Source organism: Candidatus Poriferisodalis sp., assembly GCF_965208925.1.
Taxonomy (GTDB): Bacteria; Actinomycetota; Acidimicrobiia; order Acidimicrobiales; family Poriferisodalaceae; genus Poriferisodalis.
This window is the reverse complement of the sequence record NZ_OZ242364.1, coordinates 671,263-686,036: the sequence shown is the minus strand read 5'-3', so window position 1 is coordinate 686,036 and position 14,774 is coordinate 671,263. Positions and strand designations below refer to the sequence as shown.

The 14,774-nt window shown below is 66.1% G+C and carries 23 protein-coding genes; 13 read left to right on the top strand and 10 right to left on the bottom strand.

Going from position 1 to position 14,774, the window contains the following annotated elements:
- The first annotated feature begins 32 nt into the window (after positions 1-32).
- Positions 33-242 (top strand): hypothetical protein, encoded by a 210-nt coding sequence (locus ACOGI5_RS02930; RefSeq protein ID WP_419862982.1) that lies wholly within the window; start codon positions 33-35, stop codon positions 240-242.
- 20 nt (positions 243-262) lie between these two features.
- Here the strand turns inward: ACOGI5_RS02930 and ACOGI5_RS02925 are convergent, their stop codons facing one another.
- Positions 263-586: a hypothetical protein gene (locus tag ACOGI5_RS02925; RefSeq protein WP_419862981.1), complete on the bottom strand. Its 324-nt coding sequence runs from the start codon at positions 584-586 to the stop codon at positions 263-265.
- Positions 587-1,007: 421 nt separating this feature from the next.
- Between ACOGI5_RS02925 and ACOGI5_RS02920 the strand changes: the two genes are divergently transcribed.
- Positions 1,008-1,205 (top strand): hypothetical protein, encoded by a 198-nt coding sequence (locus ACOGI5_RS02920; RefSeq protein WP_419862980.1) that lies wholly within the window; start codon positions 1,008-1,010, stop codon positions 1,203-1,205.
- Positions 1,206-1,426: 221 nt separating this feature from the next.
- Here the strand turns inward: ACOGI5_RS02920 and ACOGI5_RS02915 are convergent, their stop codons facing one another.
- On the bottom strand, positions 1,427-2,158 hold the full coding sequence (locus ACOGI5_RS02915; protein ID WP_419862979.1) for a hypothetical protein: 732 nt from the start codon (positions 2,156-2,158) through the stop codon (positions 1,427-1,429).
- A gap of 428 nt (positions 2,159-2,586) precedes the next feature.
- On the opposite strand from ACOGI5_RS02915, the gene ACOGI5_RS02910 reads away from it, so the two are divergent.
- The 5 genes from ACOGI5_RS02910 (at position 2,587) to ACOGI5_RS02890 (ending at position 4,321) form a co-directional block, all read left to right on the top strand.
- Complete coding sequence (locus tag ACOGI5_RS02910; protein WP_419862978.1) at positions 2,587-2,871, top strand: hypothetical protein; 285 nt, start codon at positions 2,587-2,589, stop codon at positions 2,869-2,871.
- Entirely contained in the window at positions 2,868-3,248 is a 381-nt protein-coding gene (locus ACOGI5_RS02905; protein WP_419862977.1) for a PIN domain-containing protein, read from the top strand. The genes ACOGI5_RS02910 and ACOGI5_RS02905 overlap by 4 nt, the downstream gene beginning before the upstream one ends.
- A gap of 5 nt (positions 3,249-3,253) precedes the next feature.
- Positions 3,254-3,385 carry a hypothetical protein gene (locus ACOGI5_RS02900; protein ID WP_419862976.1) on the top strand — a complete coding sequence of 44 codons (132 nt, stop codon included), beginning with the start codon at positions 3,254-3,256 and terminating at the stop codon, positions 3,383-3,385.
- Positions 3,386-3,504: 119 nt separating this feature from the next.
- Positions 3,505-4,188, top strand: a complete 684-nt coding sequence (locus ACOGI5_RS02895) for a DUF6338 family protein (RefSeq protein ID WP_419862975.1) — start codon at positions 3,505-3,507, stop codon at positions 4,186-4,188.
- Positions 4,160-4,321, top strand: coding sequence for a hypothetical protein (locus ACOGI5_RS02890; RefSeq protein WP_419862974.1), 162 nt, complete (start codon positions 4,160-4,162; stop codon positions 4,319-4,321). Before ACOGI5_RS02895 ends, ACOGI5_RS02890 begins: the two co-directional genes overlap by 29 nt.
- A gap of 91 nt (positions 4,322-4,412) precedes the next feature.
- Here ACOGI5_RS02890 and ACOGI5_RS02885 read toward each other — a convergent pair whose 3' ends face one another.
- From ACOGI5_RS02885 to ACOGI5_RS02875, 3 genes are all read right to left on the bottom strand, one after another.
- Entirely contained in the window at positions 4,413-4,691 is a 279-nt protein-coding gene (locus tag ACOGI5_RS02885; protein WP_419862973.1) for a hypothetical protein, read from the bottom strand.
- 145 nt (positions 4,692-4,836) lie between these two features.
- Entirely contained in the window at positions 4,837-5,490 is a 654-nt protein-coding gene (locus tag ACOGI5_RS02880) for an HAD family hydrolase (RefSeq protein WP_419862972.1), read from the bottom strand.
- Positions 5,491-5,583: 93 nt separating this feature from the next.
- Positions 5,584-5,835, bottom strand: a complete 252-nt coding sequence (locus tag ACOGI5_RS02875; protein ID WP_419862971.1) for a ribbon-helix-helix domain-containing protein — start codon at positions 5,833-5,835, stop codon at positions 5,584-5,586.
- Positions 5,836-5,923: 88 nt separating this feature from the next.
- Here ACOGI5_RS02875 and ACOGI5_RS02870 point away from each other — a divergent pair, with 88 nt between their 5' ends.
- On the top strand, positions 5,924-6,292 hold the full coding sequence (locus ACOGI5_RS02870) for a hypothetical protein (RefSeq protein WP_419862970.1): 369 nt from the start codon (positions 5,924-5,926) through the stop codon (positions 6,290-6,292).
- Positions 6,267-7,577, top strand: coding sequence for a DUF4032 domain-containing protein (locus ACOGI5_RS02865; RefSeq protein ID WP_419862969.1), 1,311 nt, complete (start codon positions 6,267-6,269; stop codon positions 7,575-7,577). The genes ACOGI5_RS02870 and ACOGI5_RS02865 overlap by 26 nt, the downstream gene beginning before the upstream one ends.
- Positions 7,578-7,640: 63 nt before the next feature.
- Here ACOGI5_RS02865 and betC read toward each other — a convergent pair whose 3' ends face one another.
- The 3 genes from betC to ACOGI5_RS02850 form a co-directional block, all read right to left on the bottom strand.
- Positions 7,641-9,191, bottom strand: a complete 1,551-nt coding sequence (betC, locus tag ACOGI5_RS02860) for a choline-sulfatase (protein ID WP_419862968.1) — start codon at positions 9,189-9,191, stop codon at positions 7,641-7,643.
- A gap of 81 nt (positions 9,192-9,272) precedes the next feature.
- The gene (locus ACOGI5_RS02855; RefSeq protein ID WP_419862967.1) at positions 9,273-9,512 is read right to left on the bottom strand and encodes a hypothetical protein; all 240 of its coding nucleotides are present in this window, start codon (positions 9,510-9,512) and stop codon (positions 9,273-9,275) included.
- 158 nt (positions 9,513-9,670) lie between these two features.
- On the bottom strand, positions 9,671-9,922 hold the full coding sequence (locus ACOGI5_RS02850; RefSeq protein ID WP_419862966.1) for a hypothetical protein: 252 nt from the start codon (positions 9,920-9,922) through the stop codon (positions 9,671-9,673).
- 164 nt (positions 9,923-10,086) lie between these two features.
- Here ACOGI5_RS02850 and ACOGI5_RS02845 point away from each other — a divergent pair, with 164 nt between their 5' ends.
- From ACOGI5_RS02845 to ACOGI5_RS02830, 4 genes are all read left to right on the top strand, one after another.
- A complete protein-coding gene (locus tag ACOGI5_RS02845; RefSeq protein WP_419862965.1) occupies positions 10,087-10,632 on the top strand; it encodes an AAA family ATPase in 546 nt (181 codons plus the stop codon).
- Positions 10,633-11,087: 455 nt separating this feature from the next.
- On the top strand, positions 11,088-12,161 hold the full coding sequence (locus ACOGI5_RS02840) for a hypothetical protein (protein ID WP_419862964.1): 1,074 nt from the start codon (positions 11,088-11,090) through the stop codon (positions 12,159-12,161).
- An 89-nt stretch (positions 12,162-12,250) separates the two neighbouring features.
- Positions 12,251-12,472, top strand: coding sequence for a ribbon-helix-helix domain-containing protein (locus ACOGI5_RS02835; protein ID WP_419862963.1), 222 nt, complete (start codon positions 12,251-12,253; stop codon positions 12,470-12,472).
- Positions 12,472-12,819 carry a type II toxin-antitoxin system PemK/MazF family toxin gene (locus ACOGI5_RS02830; protein WP_419862962.1) on the top strand — a complete coding sequence of 116 codons (348 nt, stop codon included), beginning with the start codon at positions 12,472-12,474 and terminating at the stop codon, positions 12,817-12,819. Before ACOGI5_RS02835 ends, ACOGI5_RS02830 begins: the two co-directional genes overlap by 1 nt.
- Before the next feature lie 380 nt (positions 12,820-13,199).
- Here ACOGI5_RS02830 and ACOGI5_RS02825 read toward each other — a convergent pair whose 3' ends face one another.
- Together ACOGI5_RS02825 and ACOGI5_RS02820 are read right to left on the bottom strand one after the other, a co-directional pair.
- Positions 13,200-13,511, bottom strand: a complete 312-nt coding sequence (locus tag ACOGI5_RS02825; protein WP_419865419.1) for a type II toxin-antitoxin system RelE/ParE family toxin — start codon at positions 13,509-13,511, stop codon at positions 13,200-13,202.
- Positions 13,512-13,625: 114 nt separating this feature from the next.
- The gene (locus tag ACOGI5_RS02820; RefSeq protein ID WP_419862961.1) at positions 13,626-14,744 is read right to left on the bottom strand and encodes a citrate/2-methylcitrate synthase; all 1,119 of its coding nucleotides are present in this window, start codon (positions 14,742-14,744) and stop codon (positions 13,626-13,628) included.
- Between the last annotated feature and the right edge of the window lie 30 nt (positions 14,745-14,774).

The following is a 14,774-nucleotide window of genomic DNA, read 5'->3' as shown; positions in this document are numbered from 1 at the left end:
AGGGCAACCGACCCGCCGCCGGGCAGTCGATCGTGCTGCGCTCGGTTCAGGGCGGCGTGAGGGCGGACTACGCCTACGAGGTCCACCTCCACGATGAGGGCACCTCACGGGTCACGCTGACCGCCGACTGCCAGAGCACGGGCGTGCTGTGGCGTGTGATGTGGCCCCTGGTGCGCATCGCCATCCGAGCGTCGGACGCCAAGCAGCTCAGACTCCTGCGGGCCACGCTCGAAGACGCCTGACCGCCCGGGCTGCTGCTGGATCAGCGTGCTCTGCGAGCTCTGCGGACCTGGCGTACTGCCTCGACGGCGATGTCGGCTGCCTCGTCTTCGGAGAGGTCGGAGTTCCTCGTGGCACTTTCGGCGAGGTCAGCGCTGAGAGCAGCAGCGTCGGCCGAGTAGAGCGCCCAAGCTGACTGTCGGGTGATGCCCAGGGCTCTGCCGATGGCCTCCCACGTGGCCCCTGCCTCGCGAGCCGCAGCCACCGTCTCGCGCTTGAGTTCATCGCACTCATCGATGGCGCGCACGAGTTCGCGTAGCGCGTCGATGGGCTTCGCCGGCAGGCGGTTGTGAGCGATGAGGCTCATGTTTGTCAGTTTAACCTGACAAACAAGCTCTGGCCGCCGTGGGAGTCCTGGCGATCGTGCAGAGACCTCTTCCGTCAGTTGCTGCAGTTCCTTGGCGAGACCGCTCGTGCAGCCCAGATCGACAAGTGCTGCGTGGCGGTCCGACACCTCGGCGACGTTACGTCTGGCGGCTGCCGCCGCCAAACGAATAGATGGGACCCCCAGAGGGGGTCCGATCTGGACCTCGACAGAGGTCCGTGGCAAAGCGGGTTCCAACGGAACCCGGACCAAAATGCTGCCCAACGGGCAAGACGACATCTAGCGTCGCCAACGCGTCGAGGGTTCGAGAGAGCCAAGGTTCGCGAGATGTCGACGGGAGCGGGGCACGTCCCGACGTCACTTCGATGACACGATGATCCAACCCACGGCAAGGAGAAAGCACGTGCCAGTGACGTATGCCGAACCCAGCGAGATCGTCGTGCATCGCCCGACTCCCTACGAGGCTCGGGAAGCGCTCGAAGCCGCGATCGCCGAGACCGGATTCACCCGCGAGGAACTCGAGGCACAGGCACGCGCCGGCCGGTTCGAGACGGCGCTGGCACACCAGACGTGGTATTCGTTGCCGCCCCACGCTGAATGACCTTGATGCGCAGGCACGTGATTGCGCAAGATATTCGCCAATGAGCGATCCGTTTTCACATGTCATGGAGGCGGTGGGCCGGGACCCGGAGTGTGTGAGCCGAGTTCGCAGAGCGTCAAGATTCCGAACACTGTGCAATGAGGGGAATCCGGCGGTCACCTAGTTGGGCGCGAGGGTTTCTCGACACGCTCGACAGCCAGCACCGAGTCGCCTTGCTGCGCCTAGTCCTCAAGATGCGGCGGCGATGCGAAATCGGCGTCAGCCTCGCGACTTGAGCGCCGCCGCACGAGCCAGACGAGCACCAGACCCCCCAGCACTGCGGCGGCCACAATGATTGCGGCCAGCGTCGCCAACCCGGATCCGCCGCTGGGCGTGGCGCCCGCATAGAGCGTGTCGGGCATGCCTTCGGTGTCTGTGAGCACGACGTGCCAATGGAATGTTGATCCGTCTCGCGAGTCTGCGTTGTGTTCGTGCACCTCGCCTGGCAGCGCCACCGAGATGGTGAGGGTCGGTTGATCGACGATCAGGGCGGCCAGGTCCGCGTTTCGCGCGAAACCAAACTGCTCTTGGACAATGCCCATGTCCAGTTCGAATCTCCAGCCGTCCTCGTTGCGCTGGAACAGCGGTCCGCCGTCGGGGCCCAGCCCGGACAGGACACGCTCGGCATGGCCTGCAGTCCACGAGGCCGTGAACGTGCCATCGCAGCCGGCATCGTCCACGACCAGTTCGATGGCCCCCTCGTAGCCGTCGTCGAGGGAACCCGGTGACTCGGTCTCGAGCATTGCGTCGGCGTTCGCCTCGCAGAGTTCCTCGAACGTGACGTCGTCCATTTGGCCGATTTCGAGCAACAGTTCCCAGACGGTTCTTTCCAGGTGCAGCGAACCGGTCATCGAACCCGACCCGTCGTCGTGCAAGACGGCATCGACCGACATGTGGAAGCAGGCCGTCGTCAACAGAGTCAGTGCACACGTGGTTGCTGCCACTCGGCCGTACGACCGCCAGGGCGGCAACGACCTAGCCAGCACATCGGTGCGACTCATTGTCGAAGATTACGAGTCGGCAATGCAATGTGCCCCATGAGGCCGGCGCCGGGAGACTGTGGGCCGTCGAGGAGACCGCCGAAGGCACCCGGCTGACGTTTCGCGCTCGTGGCAAGGATCGCTCCAGCACCATCGTGGGATGCGTCGCCGGGCAGTCGATCGTGCTGCGCTCGGTTCAGGGCGGCGTGAGGGCGGACTACGCCTACGAGGTCCACCCCCACGATGAGGGCACCTCACGGTGCTGGGAGTCGTGCCGTCGAACGCGAGAAAATCAATTTGCACGTCAAGCAATTTCATCTATTTTCAATTCATCATGTGACGCGATGAGAGCAGGAGCGACCATGGCGACTATCGTTGAGGACATGGAGGCCGAGGGCACCGCCGCTACGACAGCTGAGACGACCACAGTGCGCCTCGACGGCGAGGATCGGGAGCTGCTTGACGAGATCGCGCCCGAGTTCGGCGGCCGATCAGCAGCGATCAAGCAGGGCATCGCAATGCTGGCCGACGAGCACCGCCGTCGCCGTGCCCTGGAGGCCTTCATGGAAGAGTGGTCAGCCGAGTCGGGGCCGCCCGACCCCGATGGTGTGGCCGCGATGAGAGAGCGCTTCTTTAGTCAACGGTGATCCTCGACGCCGGCGTGCTGGTCGCCATTGATCGAGACGAGCCTGCAGCCAAGGACTTCGTCGAGGCCGCTCTGCAGGTGGGCGAGGCGCTGCGCACCACAGCCCCGACGGTCGCGCAGGTGTGGCGGGACGGCTCGCGGCAGGCTCGATTGTCTCGACTCCTAGGCGCGCTGGACGTGCGCCCCTTCACCGCAACACAGATTTCGCCGGTCGGAACGCTTCTGCGCCATTCGGGCACGTCCGATGTCGTCGACACTCACCTGCTCGCATGCGCAATCCATCTCGACGACATCATCATCACCTCCGATCTCGACGACTTCGCACGTCTCACAGCGCACCTCGGCGAGGCCGAGCTGCGGGCACGGCATTGGCACTGACGGCGTTGGCACTGACCGCCGATTGCCAGAGCACGGGCGTGTTGTGGCGTGTGATGTGGCCCCTGGTGCGCATCGCCATCCGAGCGTCCGACGCCAAGCAGCTCAGACTCCTGCGGGCCACGCTCGAAGACGCCTGACCGCCCGGGCTGCGGCTAGCATGAAAATCACTGGGGTTTACCTAGAGATCACGTCTACTGTGCTGCCATGACGCAACGACGGCGCCAGGCGCGGTGCCGCAGCAGGTAAAGGCGGCTCGATGACGTCTGGCTACGAGGCCGCACTGCTGGTGCTGGTGCTGCTGCTCCCCGGAGCGTTTGCAGCCTGGGGATTCGAGCGGCATGTGCAGCGCTACGGCCGGCGTCTGAAGGACTGGCTCTTGCGGTTGGCCGGCCTGTCGGCGGTATGCCTTGCGGTGGGAGCGGGGCCGCTGTACTGGCTGGTCGCCACCTACTGGCGTGACTTCGCCGAACGCGAGCCACTGCCGGGGTGGCTGTATCTGGTTCCCGGTCTCTACCTAGCCTTGCCTGCGTCCGGAGGGTGGACGCTTGGCCTGCTGGTGCGTCGGACGGGATCGCCGCTGTCGAGGCGGCTCGGCCCAATCCGTGCGCCGTCTGCATGGGATCTGCTGTTCAATACCGGAGAGGTGGGGTTCGTGAGGTGCCGCCTGCGGTCGGGCCGCTGGGTGGGAGGCTTCTATGCGGATGCCGATCCGATCCGGTCCTACGTCGGCGCTGACGGACCGGTCCCGGACATCTACCTCGCGCACGCTGCCGAGTTCGACCAGGAGACTGGCTACCCGGTCAGGCGCGGCGGCGACTACGTCTGGACGGGCGGCGGCATCCTGCTCAAGTGGGCCGATATCGAATCGTTAGAGTTTCAAAAGGAAGCCGAACCGGGAACGGAGAACGCCGATGGCCAAGAAGCGTCGCTCGAGACGTAAGCCGTCTCGGGACTCACGCCCGACCTACGTCGGCGGCTACTCGCCCAAGCGCCGGGTGAACCTGGCTGACTTGCCGAAGGACATGTTCCGTCCCAAGACAACAGACGAGCTCATCAACGGCAGCCACAGCTAGTACTGCTGCGCCGCTCGACAACGTGCCCCGCTTCGGCGAGGCGCGAACGCGTCCTCGCATCTGCGCCCCCTACGCCTCGCATCGGACTGGCTCAGCCTGCTCGGCGAGCTCTTCGGACCTGGCGAACTGCCTCGACGGCGATGTCGGCCGCCTCGTCTTCGGAGAGGTCTGTGTTCCTCGCAGCATTCGCGGCGAGGTCAGCGCTGAGAGCGGCTGCGTCGGCCGAATAGAGCGCCCAAGCTGACTGTCGGGTAATGCCCAGGGCTTTGCCGATGGCCTCCCAGGTGGCGCCGGCCTCGCGAGCCGCAGCCACAGACTCGCGATCGAGTTCATGGCCAATATCGGCAAGTGCTGCGCGGCTGTCCGACATCCGGGCGACGTTATGTCCGGTGCTACGTCCCGCCAAACGAATAAATGGGATCCCCAGTGGGGGTCCCAGCTGGACCTCGACAGATGTCCGTAGCAAAGCGGGTTCCAGCGGAACCCGGACCAAGATGGTGCCCAACGGGCAAGCTCTAAGTTTCCTCAAGTGACATGAGGATCTGTGATGCGTCCGTTGCGATCGAATGGGCCCCGGCAGCTTTGAGGCGACTGGGCAGGGCTGCAGAACAGTGACTACCGGCAACGAATCCGATGCACCTCATTCCTGCGGCCACGGCAGCCGCAACGCCATGTGGACTGTCTTCGATGACAGTGCATTCGCTCGGGTCCGTGTCGAGTTGCTGGGCGGCGTAAAGAAATAGATCCGGTGCTGGTTTGCCGTTCGAAACCATCTCAGCAGAGAAGACGTGTTCCGGCTTGAAGTGACGTGAGAGCCCTGTCACATCGAGAGACAGGCGAACGCGGGAAAGAGCGCTGCTTGAGGCGACGCACCGGGGGCAGTGAAGCTCATCGAGGAGGCCAGCAAGCCCCTGCACAGGCTGAAGGTGTTCGGGAAAGCCTGCCAGCGCTGCTCGCTGGACTTCGTCGAAGAATCCAGGGGGCAGAGCCTTGCCAAAGTCGGCTTCGATCATTTCGGCCATCTTGTCGTAACTCAGTCCGACGTAGTTGTCGACGATGTATGCGAAAGACGCGGGGATTCCAGCGTGATTCAGCGCTTCTTCTTCGTGCTTCACGACGAGAGCCTCGCTGTCCACGAGCACGCCATCGCAATCGAAAATGGCAAGCACCGTGTCACCTCCAGTCGGAATGCAGCTTCGAGTTGTATCGCCGCCGACGGAGCGACCGCGGAAGGCACTCGGTGATGTCGGCGACTGCGCCAGTCATGCAGCAGCGTCGTCCGAGAGCACACGCCTGGCAGCAGCACGTTCATCGGGCGTGAGCGGTCCGCCAGTCTCGTCGAGCATCGTGGCCAGCAGCTCGTCGAATTCGGCGTCGCGCGCCAGCTGGCACCTCAGGGCGTGTTCGACATACGCCGACACGCTCGATGCACCTCCTTGGGCGATCAGCGCCTTCACCCGGTCGGCGATATTGGAGTCGACAGTGACCGTCATCCGGCTATTCGTGACTGCCATGCCGGTCAACGTAGCTTGCAGCTGCTCGAGACCAGGGCGTCGTCGGGCCCCGACATCGCGGGCACGGCGCGCTGGTTGACTGGTGCTCATGAGGGCGGCACCCAGTCTTGACATGCGGGTCTTTGTCGGCGTTGCCAACGATCCTGGGGGCGACGTGGGGTCAGAGACGCGCTTCGAGTACCACGAGGAAGCCGACGGGGTCGTGTGGGCGCGCTACCAGGGCGGCACGGTGCGGCTCGGTCATCTCGTCGGGCGGCGCGACGGCGACAATCTGGACTTCCGCTATTCGCACCTGACGACGAGCGGGACGACAGCCAATGGGCACTGCCGCAGCCGCATCGTCGTGTCAGACGACGGGCCGCTGGAGCTGCACGAAGAATGGGAGTGGGAGAGCCAGCCCGGCACCGGCACCAGCCTCGTCCGCGAGATCGATGAACGCACATCAACCCGGGGCTGAGTCGGGGCTTTCGATCCTCACGCGGCAGGGACATCCCGACTACCTGGACCTGCCGTGGGACCGGCCGCTTGAGCAGTGGCACGACGTCACCGAGCGTCTGATCCGGGTGCGGCGGGGACTCAGCCGCCACGTCGTGCGGATGGTGCAGTACGACGGCCGGGTCTATGCCCTCAAAGAGACCTCCCAGGCGTTGGCCGAGCACGAGTACCGCGTCCTGCGCCAGCTTGAGGACGAGCGGCTCCCGGCGGTGCGCGCCGTCGGCGTGGTGAGCGGGCGCCGTGCCGCCGACGGCTCGGAGCTCGAGTCGGTCCTGATCACCCGCTTCTTGGACTTCGCCCTTCCCTACCAGTACCTGTTCCGCACGACGTCGCCCTCGCTGCTGCGCGACCGGCTGCTCGACGCGGCCGTGGTGCTGTTCACCCGGCTGCATCTCGAAGGGGTGTACTGGGGTGACATCTCGCTGGCGAACATCCTGTTCCGGCGCGACGCCGGCGCCCTGATGGCGTACCTGGTCGACGCCGAGACCGCAGAGTGTCGACCGGCGCTGACCGATTCGTTGCGGGCGCACGACCTCGCCATCGGGGTCGAGAACATCACGGGGGGTCTGTACGACGCCATCGCCGGCGGGCTGCTCGAAGGCGATGTCGACCCGGTCGAGATCACCGACGACCTCGTCGACCGGTACCACCGCGTCTGGGCCGAACTCACACGAGAAGACGAGATCTCCGCGGACGAACGCTGGCGCATCAATGAGCGAATCCAGCGCCTGAACGCGATGGGGTTCGATGTGGAGGAGCTGTCCGTGGTGCGATCCTCCGACGGCTCCCGGCTGAGAATCCGGCCCGTGGTGGTCGAGGAAGGGCACGCGCATCTGCGCCTGCGCAAGCTGACCGGGCTCGAAGTGCAGGAGAACCAGGCCCGCACGCTGCTCAACGCACTCGACGCCTACGGACTGTCGCTCGAGCACCAAGCCGGCGGGGCGCTGCCCGAGGCAGTGAAGGCATACCGATGGCTGTCAGAGCGCTACGAGCCGGTCATCGCTGCGATTCCGGCTCGGTACCGGGACCGGCTCGACGATGCCCAGCTCATCTACGAGTTCATCGAGCACCGCAATGCGCTCTCCCGGGCCGCCGGCCGGCAGATCGAGAACGAGGAAGCCTTGGTGACCTTCGTCAATGACGTGCTCGACGGGCTTCCCAAGGAGAAGGCCATCATCGACCAGGAGGACGAGGCCGATCCCTACGACGCATTCCTCCGCCGCACAGGAGAGACACGGAGCGCCTGAGGCTGCGGTGTCCGCGGCCTCGGTGGGCGAGGCTCGTGCGGTTGGGTCGGCTCGGCCTGGCCCTCAGCGGGGGGTGGGGATGCGGCTGCCGCGGCTGGTGTGGAGCCAGTTCATGCCGTCGCGGACGTACTCGGCGGCGACGTTGCGCTGGGGGTTGTAGTCCCACCAGGGGGTTCCGGCGGCTTGCGTTGCGGCGCTGACAACCCGCCGGGAGCGCTGTGATGCCAGGACTTGGTCGCGCAGTGCGGCGCTGTCCCAGCGCTGGGCGGTCTCTGCGGTGAAGGCTGCGGCGAGTTCGGTGTGGGCGGGGTCGGCCGCCAGGTTATTGCGCTCGAGGGGATCGTCGACCAGGTCGTACAGCAGGGGCGGGTCGCCCTCGCAGTGGATCCATTTGTGACGTCCCCGGCGGATCATGAACATCGGCTGGGTGGTGAGCACTGATGTGTATTCGCCGAACGCCTCGCCAGCGCTGCCGGTGTCACCGCTACTGCTGCTCGACGCCAGTTCCCACAGGCTGCGCCCCGCGGGCGGTGTGCTCATCTGGGGCCAGCCGGCGCTGCCACCCCCGTCGGTTGCGATGTCGAGCAGGGTCGGCAGCAGATCCACCAGCGAGCACACGTCGGGAACGGCACGGTTGGCCACCCCTGGGCCGGCCATCACGAACGGCACCCGCGCCGCCCGCTCGAAGAAGCACATCTTGAAGAACGTGCCGCGGTCGCCCAGCATGTCGCCGTGGTCGCTGATGACGATCACGACCGTGTCGTCGGTGCGGCCGGTCTCGTCGAGCACCTCCACCAGGCGCCCCACCCACGAGTCGAAGTAGCTGGTGTTGGCGTAGTAGCCGTGGCGGGCGCTGCGGCATTGCTCGGGGGTGGCGCCGACGCCTTCGGCCCCGATGCCACGCCACAGCCGCCGGGTGTGCGGATCGACCGCGTCGGGAGCGATCGGATCGGGCAGGTCGATGTCGTCGTGGTCGTACAGGTCCCACCACCGCTGACGGGCCTCGTAGGGATCGTGGGGATGGGTGAACGACGTCACCAGGAAGAACGGCCGCTCGTCGTCGGTCGCCCGGGCCAGGTCGTACAGGTGCCTCACCGCGGCGAACCCTGCCTCGGAGTCGAAGTCGTGCTGGTAGTTGGTCACCACCGGGCCCGCCTCGGACAGGCTGGCCATGGTGTACCAGTCGCTCGGCGGCACTCCCGCCGCCTCCCAGTCGGGCGTCAGCGCAAACCCCGAGGGGTAAATGTCGGTGGTCAGGCGTTCCTCGAACCCGTGGAGCTGGTCGGGACCGATGAAGTGCATCTTTCCCGACAGCGTCGTGCGGTAGCCCAGCAGTCGCAGGTAGTGCGTGAGCGTCGGCACCGACGCGGCGAACTCGGCGCCGTTGTCCCACGCCCCGATCGAGGCCGGCATCTGGCCCGACAGCATCGAGAACCGCGACGGCGCGCACAGCGGGAAGTTGCAGTACGCCGCATCGAAGCGGATGCCCCGCCCGGCGAGCGCATCCAGCGCCGGGGTCTGCACCACCGGATGGCCGTAGGTGCCGGTGAAGTGAGGCGCCAGCTGATCCGCCATCACGATCAAGATGTTCGGGCGTCGTCCCGAGCGCGTCACCGAGCGGAACCTACACCCGCACCCCCGGCCGCAGTGACCGCGCAAGCCGACGTTCGAGTCGGCCCCGGGGCTCGGCGCAGGTCAGTCGAAGTCGCTCGGCTGCGGCGGCCTCATCAGCGCGTCGATCGCCGTCCACAGGGTGCGTGACACCGGGTCGAACAGCACCGGCGTCGCCACGCCCACCGGCAAGGCCAGCGCCGCCAGCAAACCGCCGCTCACATCAGTGCCCCAGACCAGCATCGCTGCGATGACCGTCCCCAGCACTACGGCGGCACTGACGACCGTGTTCACCGCCACGGCGCCCAGCCAGTGACCTTCCATGCGTGCGAACTTCAGACCGCAGCTCGGGCAACGCTCACAAATGTCGAACATCCTCCACCGCCGAAACAACCCGCGACCGCCACACGACGGGCACGCCAACGTCACCCCGCGCCACAGCACCCGCACCGCCGCAGTCTGCCCGCCGCTGACCGCTGAGCTCAGCTTGTGGCCATGCCGAGCCGGCGACTCTGCTCGCTCAGGATCCCGTCGTGACGGGACACCGTCTGCTGCAGCGCAGCGATGTCCACCCGCATCGCTTGCAGTTCGCCTCTGACTGCGGCGAACTCAGCCTGCATTTCGGTGCGGAGTTGAGCGATGTCGGCCCGGATGCCGCGCATGAAGAAGAAGAGCATGGCCAAGAAGCCCGCACCCAACACGCTGACAATCGCTGCGATCACGGCAGAGTCCATAGTAGGCACCTCGGGTCTCGGCGGAATGCGGCAAGCCGCGCTCGTCGCAATCTAGAACGTCAGTAATTTCTATGTAAATTGGTTTTCTCGCCCCCGGAACGACATCGGCCTCTCACCCGGACGTGTGCGCAATCGTCGAGCTGTCACACTCCAGACTCTTCCGAATGAACATCGAGCAGCCGCGCATCATCTTGCTGACGGGCGTCCCGGGCGCTGGCAAGACATCGGTTGCTGGCGCCCTTGCTGCGATGTTTCCCCGCAGCGCGCACGTCGAGGCCGATGCGCTGCGTGACTGCATTCGTCAGGGCGGAGTGAACCCCGGCGGTTCGCCGAGTGATGAGGCCGACCGTCAGCTCGAGCTGGTGACGCGGATGGTGGCGGAAGTGGCCAACCAGCTCTTTGCTGACGGCTTCACGGTGATCGTCGACGATGTCGTCGTCACCCGGGGCCGGCTGGATTGGTATCTGGCTGCGCTGCGAGGAGCGCCGCTGCACTACGTACTGCTCGCTCCGCCGCGTGAAATCGTGCTCGAACGCGACCGGCGACGCACCGACAAGAGCGTTGCGGAGCAGTACCTGTGGCTGTATGACCGGATGGAGCAGGAATGCCTCGGCATTGGGCTGGACGTCGACACTTCTCCCTGGGATGAAGCGGAGACGGCGACCGTCATTGCCGCCGCGATCCGTGCAGGTCAAGGGCTGATCCGCTAGCCGTGTCGGAAGCGACACGCAGATTCATCGTGAATGAGTCCAGGCATAGTCGTAACCGCCGTGCTCTGGCAGCAGAGGCCGTCGCCTTGGAGGCTGACGAGGCCGACCGGGCCGAGATGGTCGCCGTAGCCAGCTTGATGGCAGCGTTCCGTTTGCCGGAGCGGAGTCCAGGAACGGCGCCCGCCGAAACGCCTTGGTCCTGAGCAGCACTGGCCACGGTGCTCGATCTCTGACCGGCCGCATCCTCCGGTCGCCCAAGCTATTGCGGAAGATTCACTCAGTTTTCTTCCGTAATGGAGTCGACTGCGGAAGGAACAGTCAGGCAGAAACGTCTACGCACTGATGCGGTGGCGGGGCTGCCCGGCTTGGCAGAGCGGTGTCGAGTCGACGCCAACTCGGTGTCAATAGGCCGCTGTGCCTGTCTGCCCCTCGGAGGGCGTAGTAAGCCGGACGGCATGGCAGCACGGTTGCGGCTGCAGGCCTGTGCTTGGTCCTTGGGGGCCGTCGCCGTCCTCGCTGCTGCAGCGTGCGGTGCGACCAGCCGGTCCGAACAGGTCTCGACCGCCGGGCCGCTCTCCGAAGAGAGCGCTCAACCGTCCCCGGCAACCGTCGCCCCCACCATCGGCGCATTCGCGGCATGCGATGACATCCCGGATGTCGAGAGCATCTTCGGGCCAGGGCCGGCTTACGACAGCCTGCCCTCATCGATATTCAGCATCGTCGGGGAGTACGGGGCGAAGCACAGCGACGAGTTCGGCTTCATGTGGAATGGCGCGGCGCCCGGCGGGGCCATCGTTGCGGCGTTCACCGGCAACATCGAAGCCCACCGCCAAGCGCTGGAAGCGCTGCTGCCGCCGGACACACCCTTCGACGTCGTCAAGGTCGACTATTCCCACGCCGCGCTGCTGGACCTCCAAGCGTCCATCGGGCGCCTCCAGGGAATGCAGGGCATCGGCATCTGGACCGTGCGGAACCGGGTGTCGATCGACTTCGTGGACCCGACGGAGGCCACGCTCGAACTGCTCGCTGAGACCGTGCCCGCTGACATGATCTGCCTCGAGGTCATCTACAGCGTCGAGCCGCCCAGCGGTCCGCTCGACATCATCCCCCTCGACGATGCTGGCGACCCGCCGACCGAGTGCTGGTGGGGCGGCAATGACCTCAGCTCCACCCGATGCGAGAACCGTGTGGTGCTGCCGCCCGGGCTCGGTCATGTCGCCGTCCATCTCGATCCCGCTGCACTGCCGGACCCTGCCGACACCCGCGTCCAGCTGCTGCTGACCGAAGCCGGCTGCACCAGCGGCCGCGAGATGGGCGATGCCCTGCGCGGACCGCAGATCATCGAGACCGACGACGAAGTGCTGGTGGCATTCGCAGTAGTGCCCTACGTCGGCGCGGCCAACTGCCCCGACAACCCGGACGTACATGCGACCGTCGAACTGTCCCGACCCCTGGGCGATCGCACTCTGCTTCACGGCGTCCTGGTCCCGCCCGAGCCAATCCAGCTCCGTCCCGACCCGGATTGGTAGCTGGCATTCGCACTTGCCCGATGCCCTGCCGGCCGCTCCGCGCCAGCTCGCCCCAGAAATCGGGTTTCCTACTTGAGTAGGATTCTGGTATGAAAATCAGTGTGAGCATCCCGGACGAGGACGTCGAAACGCTCGATGCATACGCGCAAGCGCACCAGCTGCCGTCCCGGTCGGCGACGATCAGGCAGGCGATCCGCCTCCTGCGCACGTCGGACTTGGTGCTCGACTACTCCACCGCATTCGAGGAGTGGTCGGAGGCCGATGCGGCGCTGTGGGACACCGCTGCGGGTGATGGACTCGAGACTGGCTGATGCAGCGCAGCGAGGTCCGCGTCGTCGACTTCGGCCCTGCCGTCGGCTCAGAAGCCGCCCGGCGGCGGCCGGCGGTCATTGTCAGCAATGATGCGGCAAACGCTGCGGTCGGCATCACCGGACGCGGTGTGGTGACCGTGGTGCCGCTGACCTCGAGCACCGACCGGGTGCTGCCGTTCCAAGTCCTCATCGAGGCTGTTGACGCCGGGCTGGGGGTTGATTCCAAGGCGCAAGCCGAACAGGTCCGCTCGGTGGCTGCGAGCCGTATCGGCGACCGCATCGGTGTGCTGCCGTTCGAGCTCATGCAGCGGCTCGACGACGCCCTCCGCCTCCATCTCGACCTGTAGCCGCCTCAGCGAGCGCGGTCTGTCAACTGGGCCTGCCCATTGCACGAGGCGCCGACGGCCAGCCGCGCCCAGCCGTGTCGGCTCCAGACGAATCCAAGAGTCGAGCGCCTTGGCTGACGAGTTCGCCGAGGCTCAGATCAGCGCGTGCGCTGTGAGCGCAGGCCGTGATGGCTTGGGTGTTCAGGACCGCTGCTCCACCTGCGGAACCCGCTGGCGCTCGCGACTCGCCAATTCACCTTCTGCCTCGTCCAGCATCGATTGGGCGTGTGGTCGCGCCGAGAATTCATCGTGCAGTTCGGAGAGTGGCCGCAACCGGAGATTTCGACGCCGACGGATCCAGCCCATGACGCTGACGCTAGCAACGTCACCGAACGCACCATTCACGGGTTGGTCCGATGGGCCGCGAGGTGCGTTTCATAGAGACGGTCTGCCCGTCGGATCATTCGCCGGTACCACCTCTCGCCCTGCTGGCTGGCCGCTTTGTCGCCGCCGCACAGCATCACGATGCGCTGTTGGGGATCGAGTGCATAGAACGCCCGAATTGTCGGGGTTGGACGGAGTTCCTTCATGTTGCGATATCGCGAGCCTCGGACGGTGTCGGCTATCGGTCTGCCCAGGCGCGGTCCTTGCTCAATCAGGCGGTGCTCGGCTCTCTGCAACCGAGCACGGACGTCGTCTGCGAGCGATCGCACCCAATCGCGATACTCCGCTGTCGTCACGATCTCCCACACCAGGGGGAGTTCACACCGGCGTGATTCCCGCTTCCAGCGGTTTTCTTGGCGATCAAGGACGGAGGGTGGGGCAGCTCATGATGCGATGTATCGGGCGCTTGGCCGGATGATCTTGTTGTCGGTGGCTTGTTCGAGGATGTGGGCGCCCCAGCCCACGATGCGGCTCGCGGTGAAGGTGGCCGTGAAGGCCTCTTGTGGGAGTCCGGCGAGGTGCAGCACCACTGCGGCGTAGTACTCCACGTTGGTGACGATGACGGCGCCGGGTTTGTGGTGGGCGAGCAATGCGAGCAGTTCCGCTTCGATGGCCACGGCTCGCTCGACGAGCTCTCCGCCCAGCTCGAGCGCCACTTGCTTCAGCGTTTCCGAGCGAGGGTCTGCTGTGCGGTAGACGGCATGCCCGAACCCCATGAGCTTGCGGCCCGCGTCCAGCTCGGCGGATGCCCAGGTTCGGGCCGATGCTGGGTCGCCGATCGCTTCGATCATGTCGAGCACGCGGCTCGGAGCGCCTCCGTGCAACGGTCCCGCCAGCGCGCCGAGTGCTCCGACGAATGCCGCGGCCACCGACGCGCCGGTGCTGGTGATGACCCGAGCGGTGAACGCCGAGGCGTTGAACCCGTGCTCGGCGGTGAGCCCCAGGTACGTCTCGACAGCCCGTGTGTGCGCCGGTTGCGGTGCATGGCCCAAGGCCGTTCTCAGGTAGTGCGCTGCGTACGAGGTGCGGTCGTCTGGGGTCACTGGCTCGCCCCCGGAGCGGACGCGATTGACCGTGCCCAGCACGGTCGGGGCGGCACCGATGGCTTGCATCACCGCGCGCCGGCGTTCGGCATGGGTCATGTCGATGCTCGGACGCCCGTCGACGACCAGCGGCAGCACGCTGGCCAGCACCGCGAGCGGGTCGAGGTCGGTGCGCGACAGCCTGACGACGAGGTCGAGCGCATCCGTATCCAGCTCTCGATGCGCCGACAGCTCGGCTGCGAAGTCCGCTTCGGAGCCAGTAGACGGCGCCTCGCCGTCGATGAGCAGGCTGGCGATTGTCTCGAAGGATGCTGTGCGGGCGAGCTCGGTCGCGTCACGGCCTCGGTAGTGGTACCAGCCTTCCTCGCCAAGGACTGTGCCGACCGCGGTGTCGGCCACGATCAAGCCCTTCAGCCCGGGCGGGGCGACAGATCCTGCGGGGACGACGTTGTTGCTCATGGCAGCGAGCGTAGGTGTCGAAAGATATAT

What these genes read in the sequence shown, in the direction of transcription:
- ACOGI5_RS02925 (WP_419862981.1), bottom strand. Translation starts at nt 586, where the DNA reads ATGAGCCTCATCGCTCACAACCGCCTGCCGGCGAAGCCCATCGACGCG.
- ACOGI5_RS02910 (WP_419862978.1), top strand. Translation starts at nt 2,587, where the DNA reads ATGGCGACTATCGTTGAGGACATGGAGGCCGAGGGCACCGCCGCTACG.
- ACOGI5_RS02895 (WP_419862975.1), top strand. Translation starts at nt 3,505, where the DNA reads ATGACGTCTGGCTACGAGGCCGCACTGCTGGTGCTGGTGCTGCTGCTC.
- ACOGI5_RS02890 (WP_419862974.1), top strand. Translation starts at nt 4,160, where the DNA reads ATGGCCAAGAAGCGTCGCTCGAGACGTAAGCCGTCTCGGGACTCACGC.
- ACOGI5_RS02885 (WP_419862973.1), bottom strand. Translation starts at nt 4,691, where the DNA reads ATGTCGGACAGCCGCGCAGCACTTGCCGATATTGGCCATGAACTCGAT.
- ACOGI5_RS02875 (WP_419862971.1), bottom strand. Translation starts at nt 5,835, where the DNA reads ATGGCAGTCACGAATAGCCGGATGACGGTCACTGTCGACTCCAATATC.
- ACOGI5_RS02870 (WP_419862970.1), top strand. Translation starts at nt 5,924, where the DNA reads ATGAGGGCGGCACCCAGTCTTGACATGCGGGTCTTTGTCGGCGTTGCC.
- ACOGI5_RS02865 (WP_419862969.1), top strand. Translation starts at nt 6,267, where the DNA reads ATGAACGCACATCAACCCGGGGCTGAGTCGGGGCTTTCGATCCTCACG.
- ACOGI5_RS02855 (WP_419862967.1), bottom strand. Translation starts at nt 9,512, where the DNA reads ATGGAAGGTCACTGGCTGGGCGCCGTGGCGGTGAACACGGTCGTCAGT.
- ACOGI5_RS02850 (WP_419862966.1), bottom strand. Translation starts at nt 9,922, where the DNA reads ATGGACTCTGCCGTGATCGCAGCGATTGTCAGCGTGTTGGGTGCGGGC.
- ACOGI5_RS02845 (WP_419862965.1), top strand. Translation starts at nt 10,087, where the DNA reads ATGAACATCGAGCAGCCGCGCATCATCTTGCTGACGGGCGTCCCGGGC.
- ACOGI5_RS02840 (WP_419862964.1), top strand. Translation starts at nt 11,088, where the DNA reads ATGGCAGCACGGTTGCGGCTGCAGGCCTGTGCTTGGTCCTTGGGGGCC.
- ACOGI5_RS02835 (WP_419862963.1), top strand. Translation starts at nt 12,251, where the DNA reads ATGAAAATCAGTGTGAGCATCCCGGACGAGGACGTCGAAACGCTCGAT.
- ACOGI5_RS02830 (WP_419862962.1), top strand. Translation starts at nt 12,472, where the DNA reads ATGCAGCGCAGCGAGGTCCGCGTCGTCGACTTCGGCCCTGCCGTCGGC.
- ACOGI5_RS02820 (WP_419862961.1), bottom strand. Translation starts at nt 14,744, where the DNA reads ATGAGCAACAACGTCGTCCCCGCAGGATCTGTCGCCCCGCCCGGGCTG.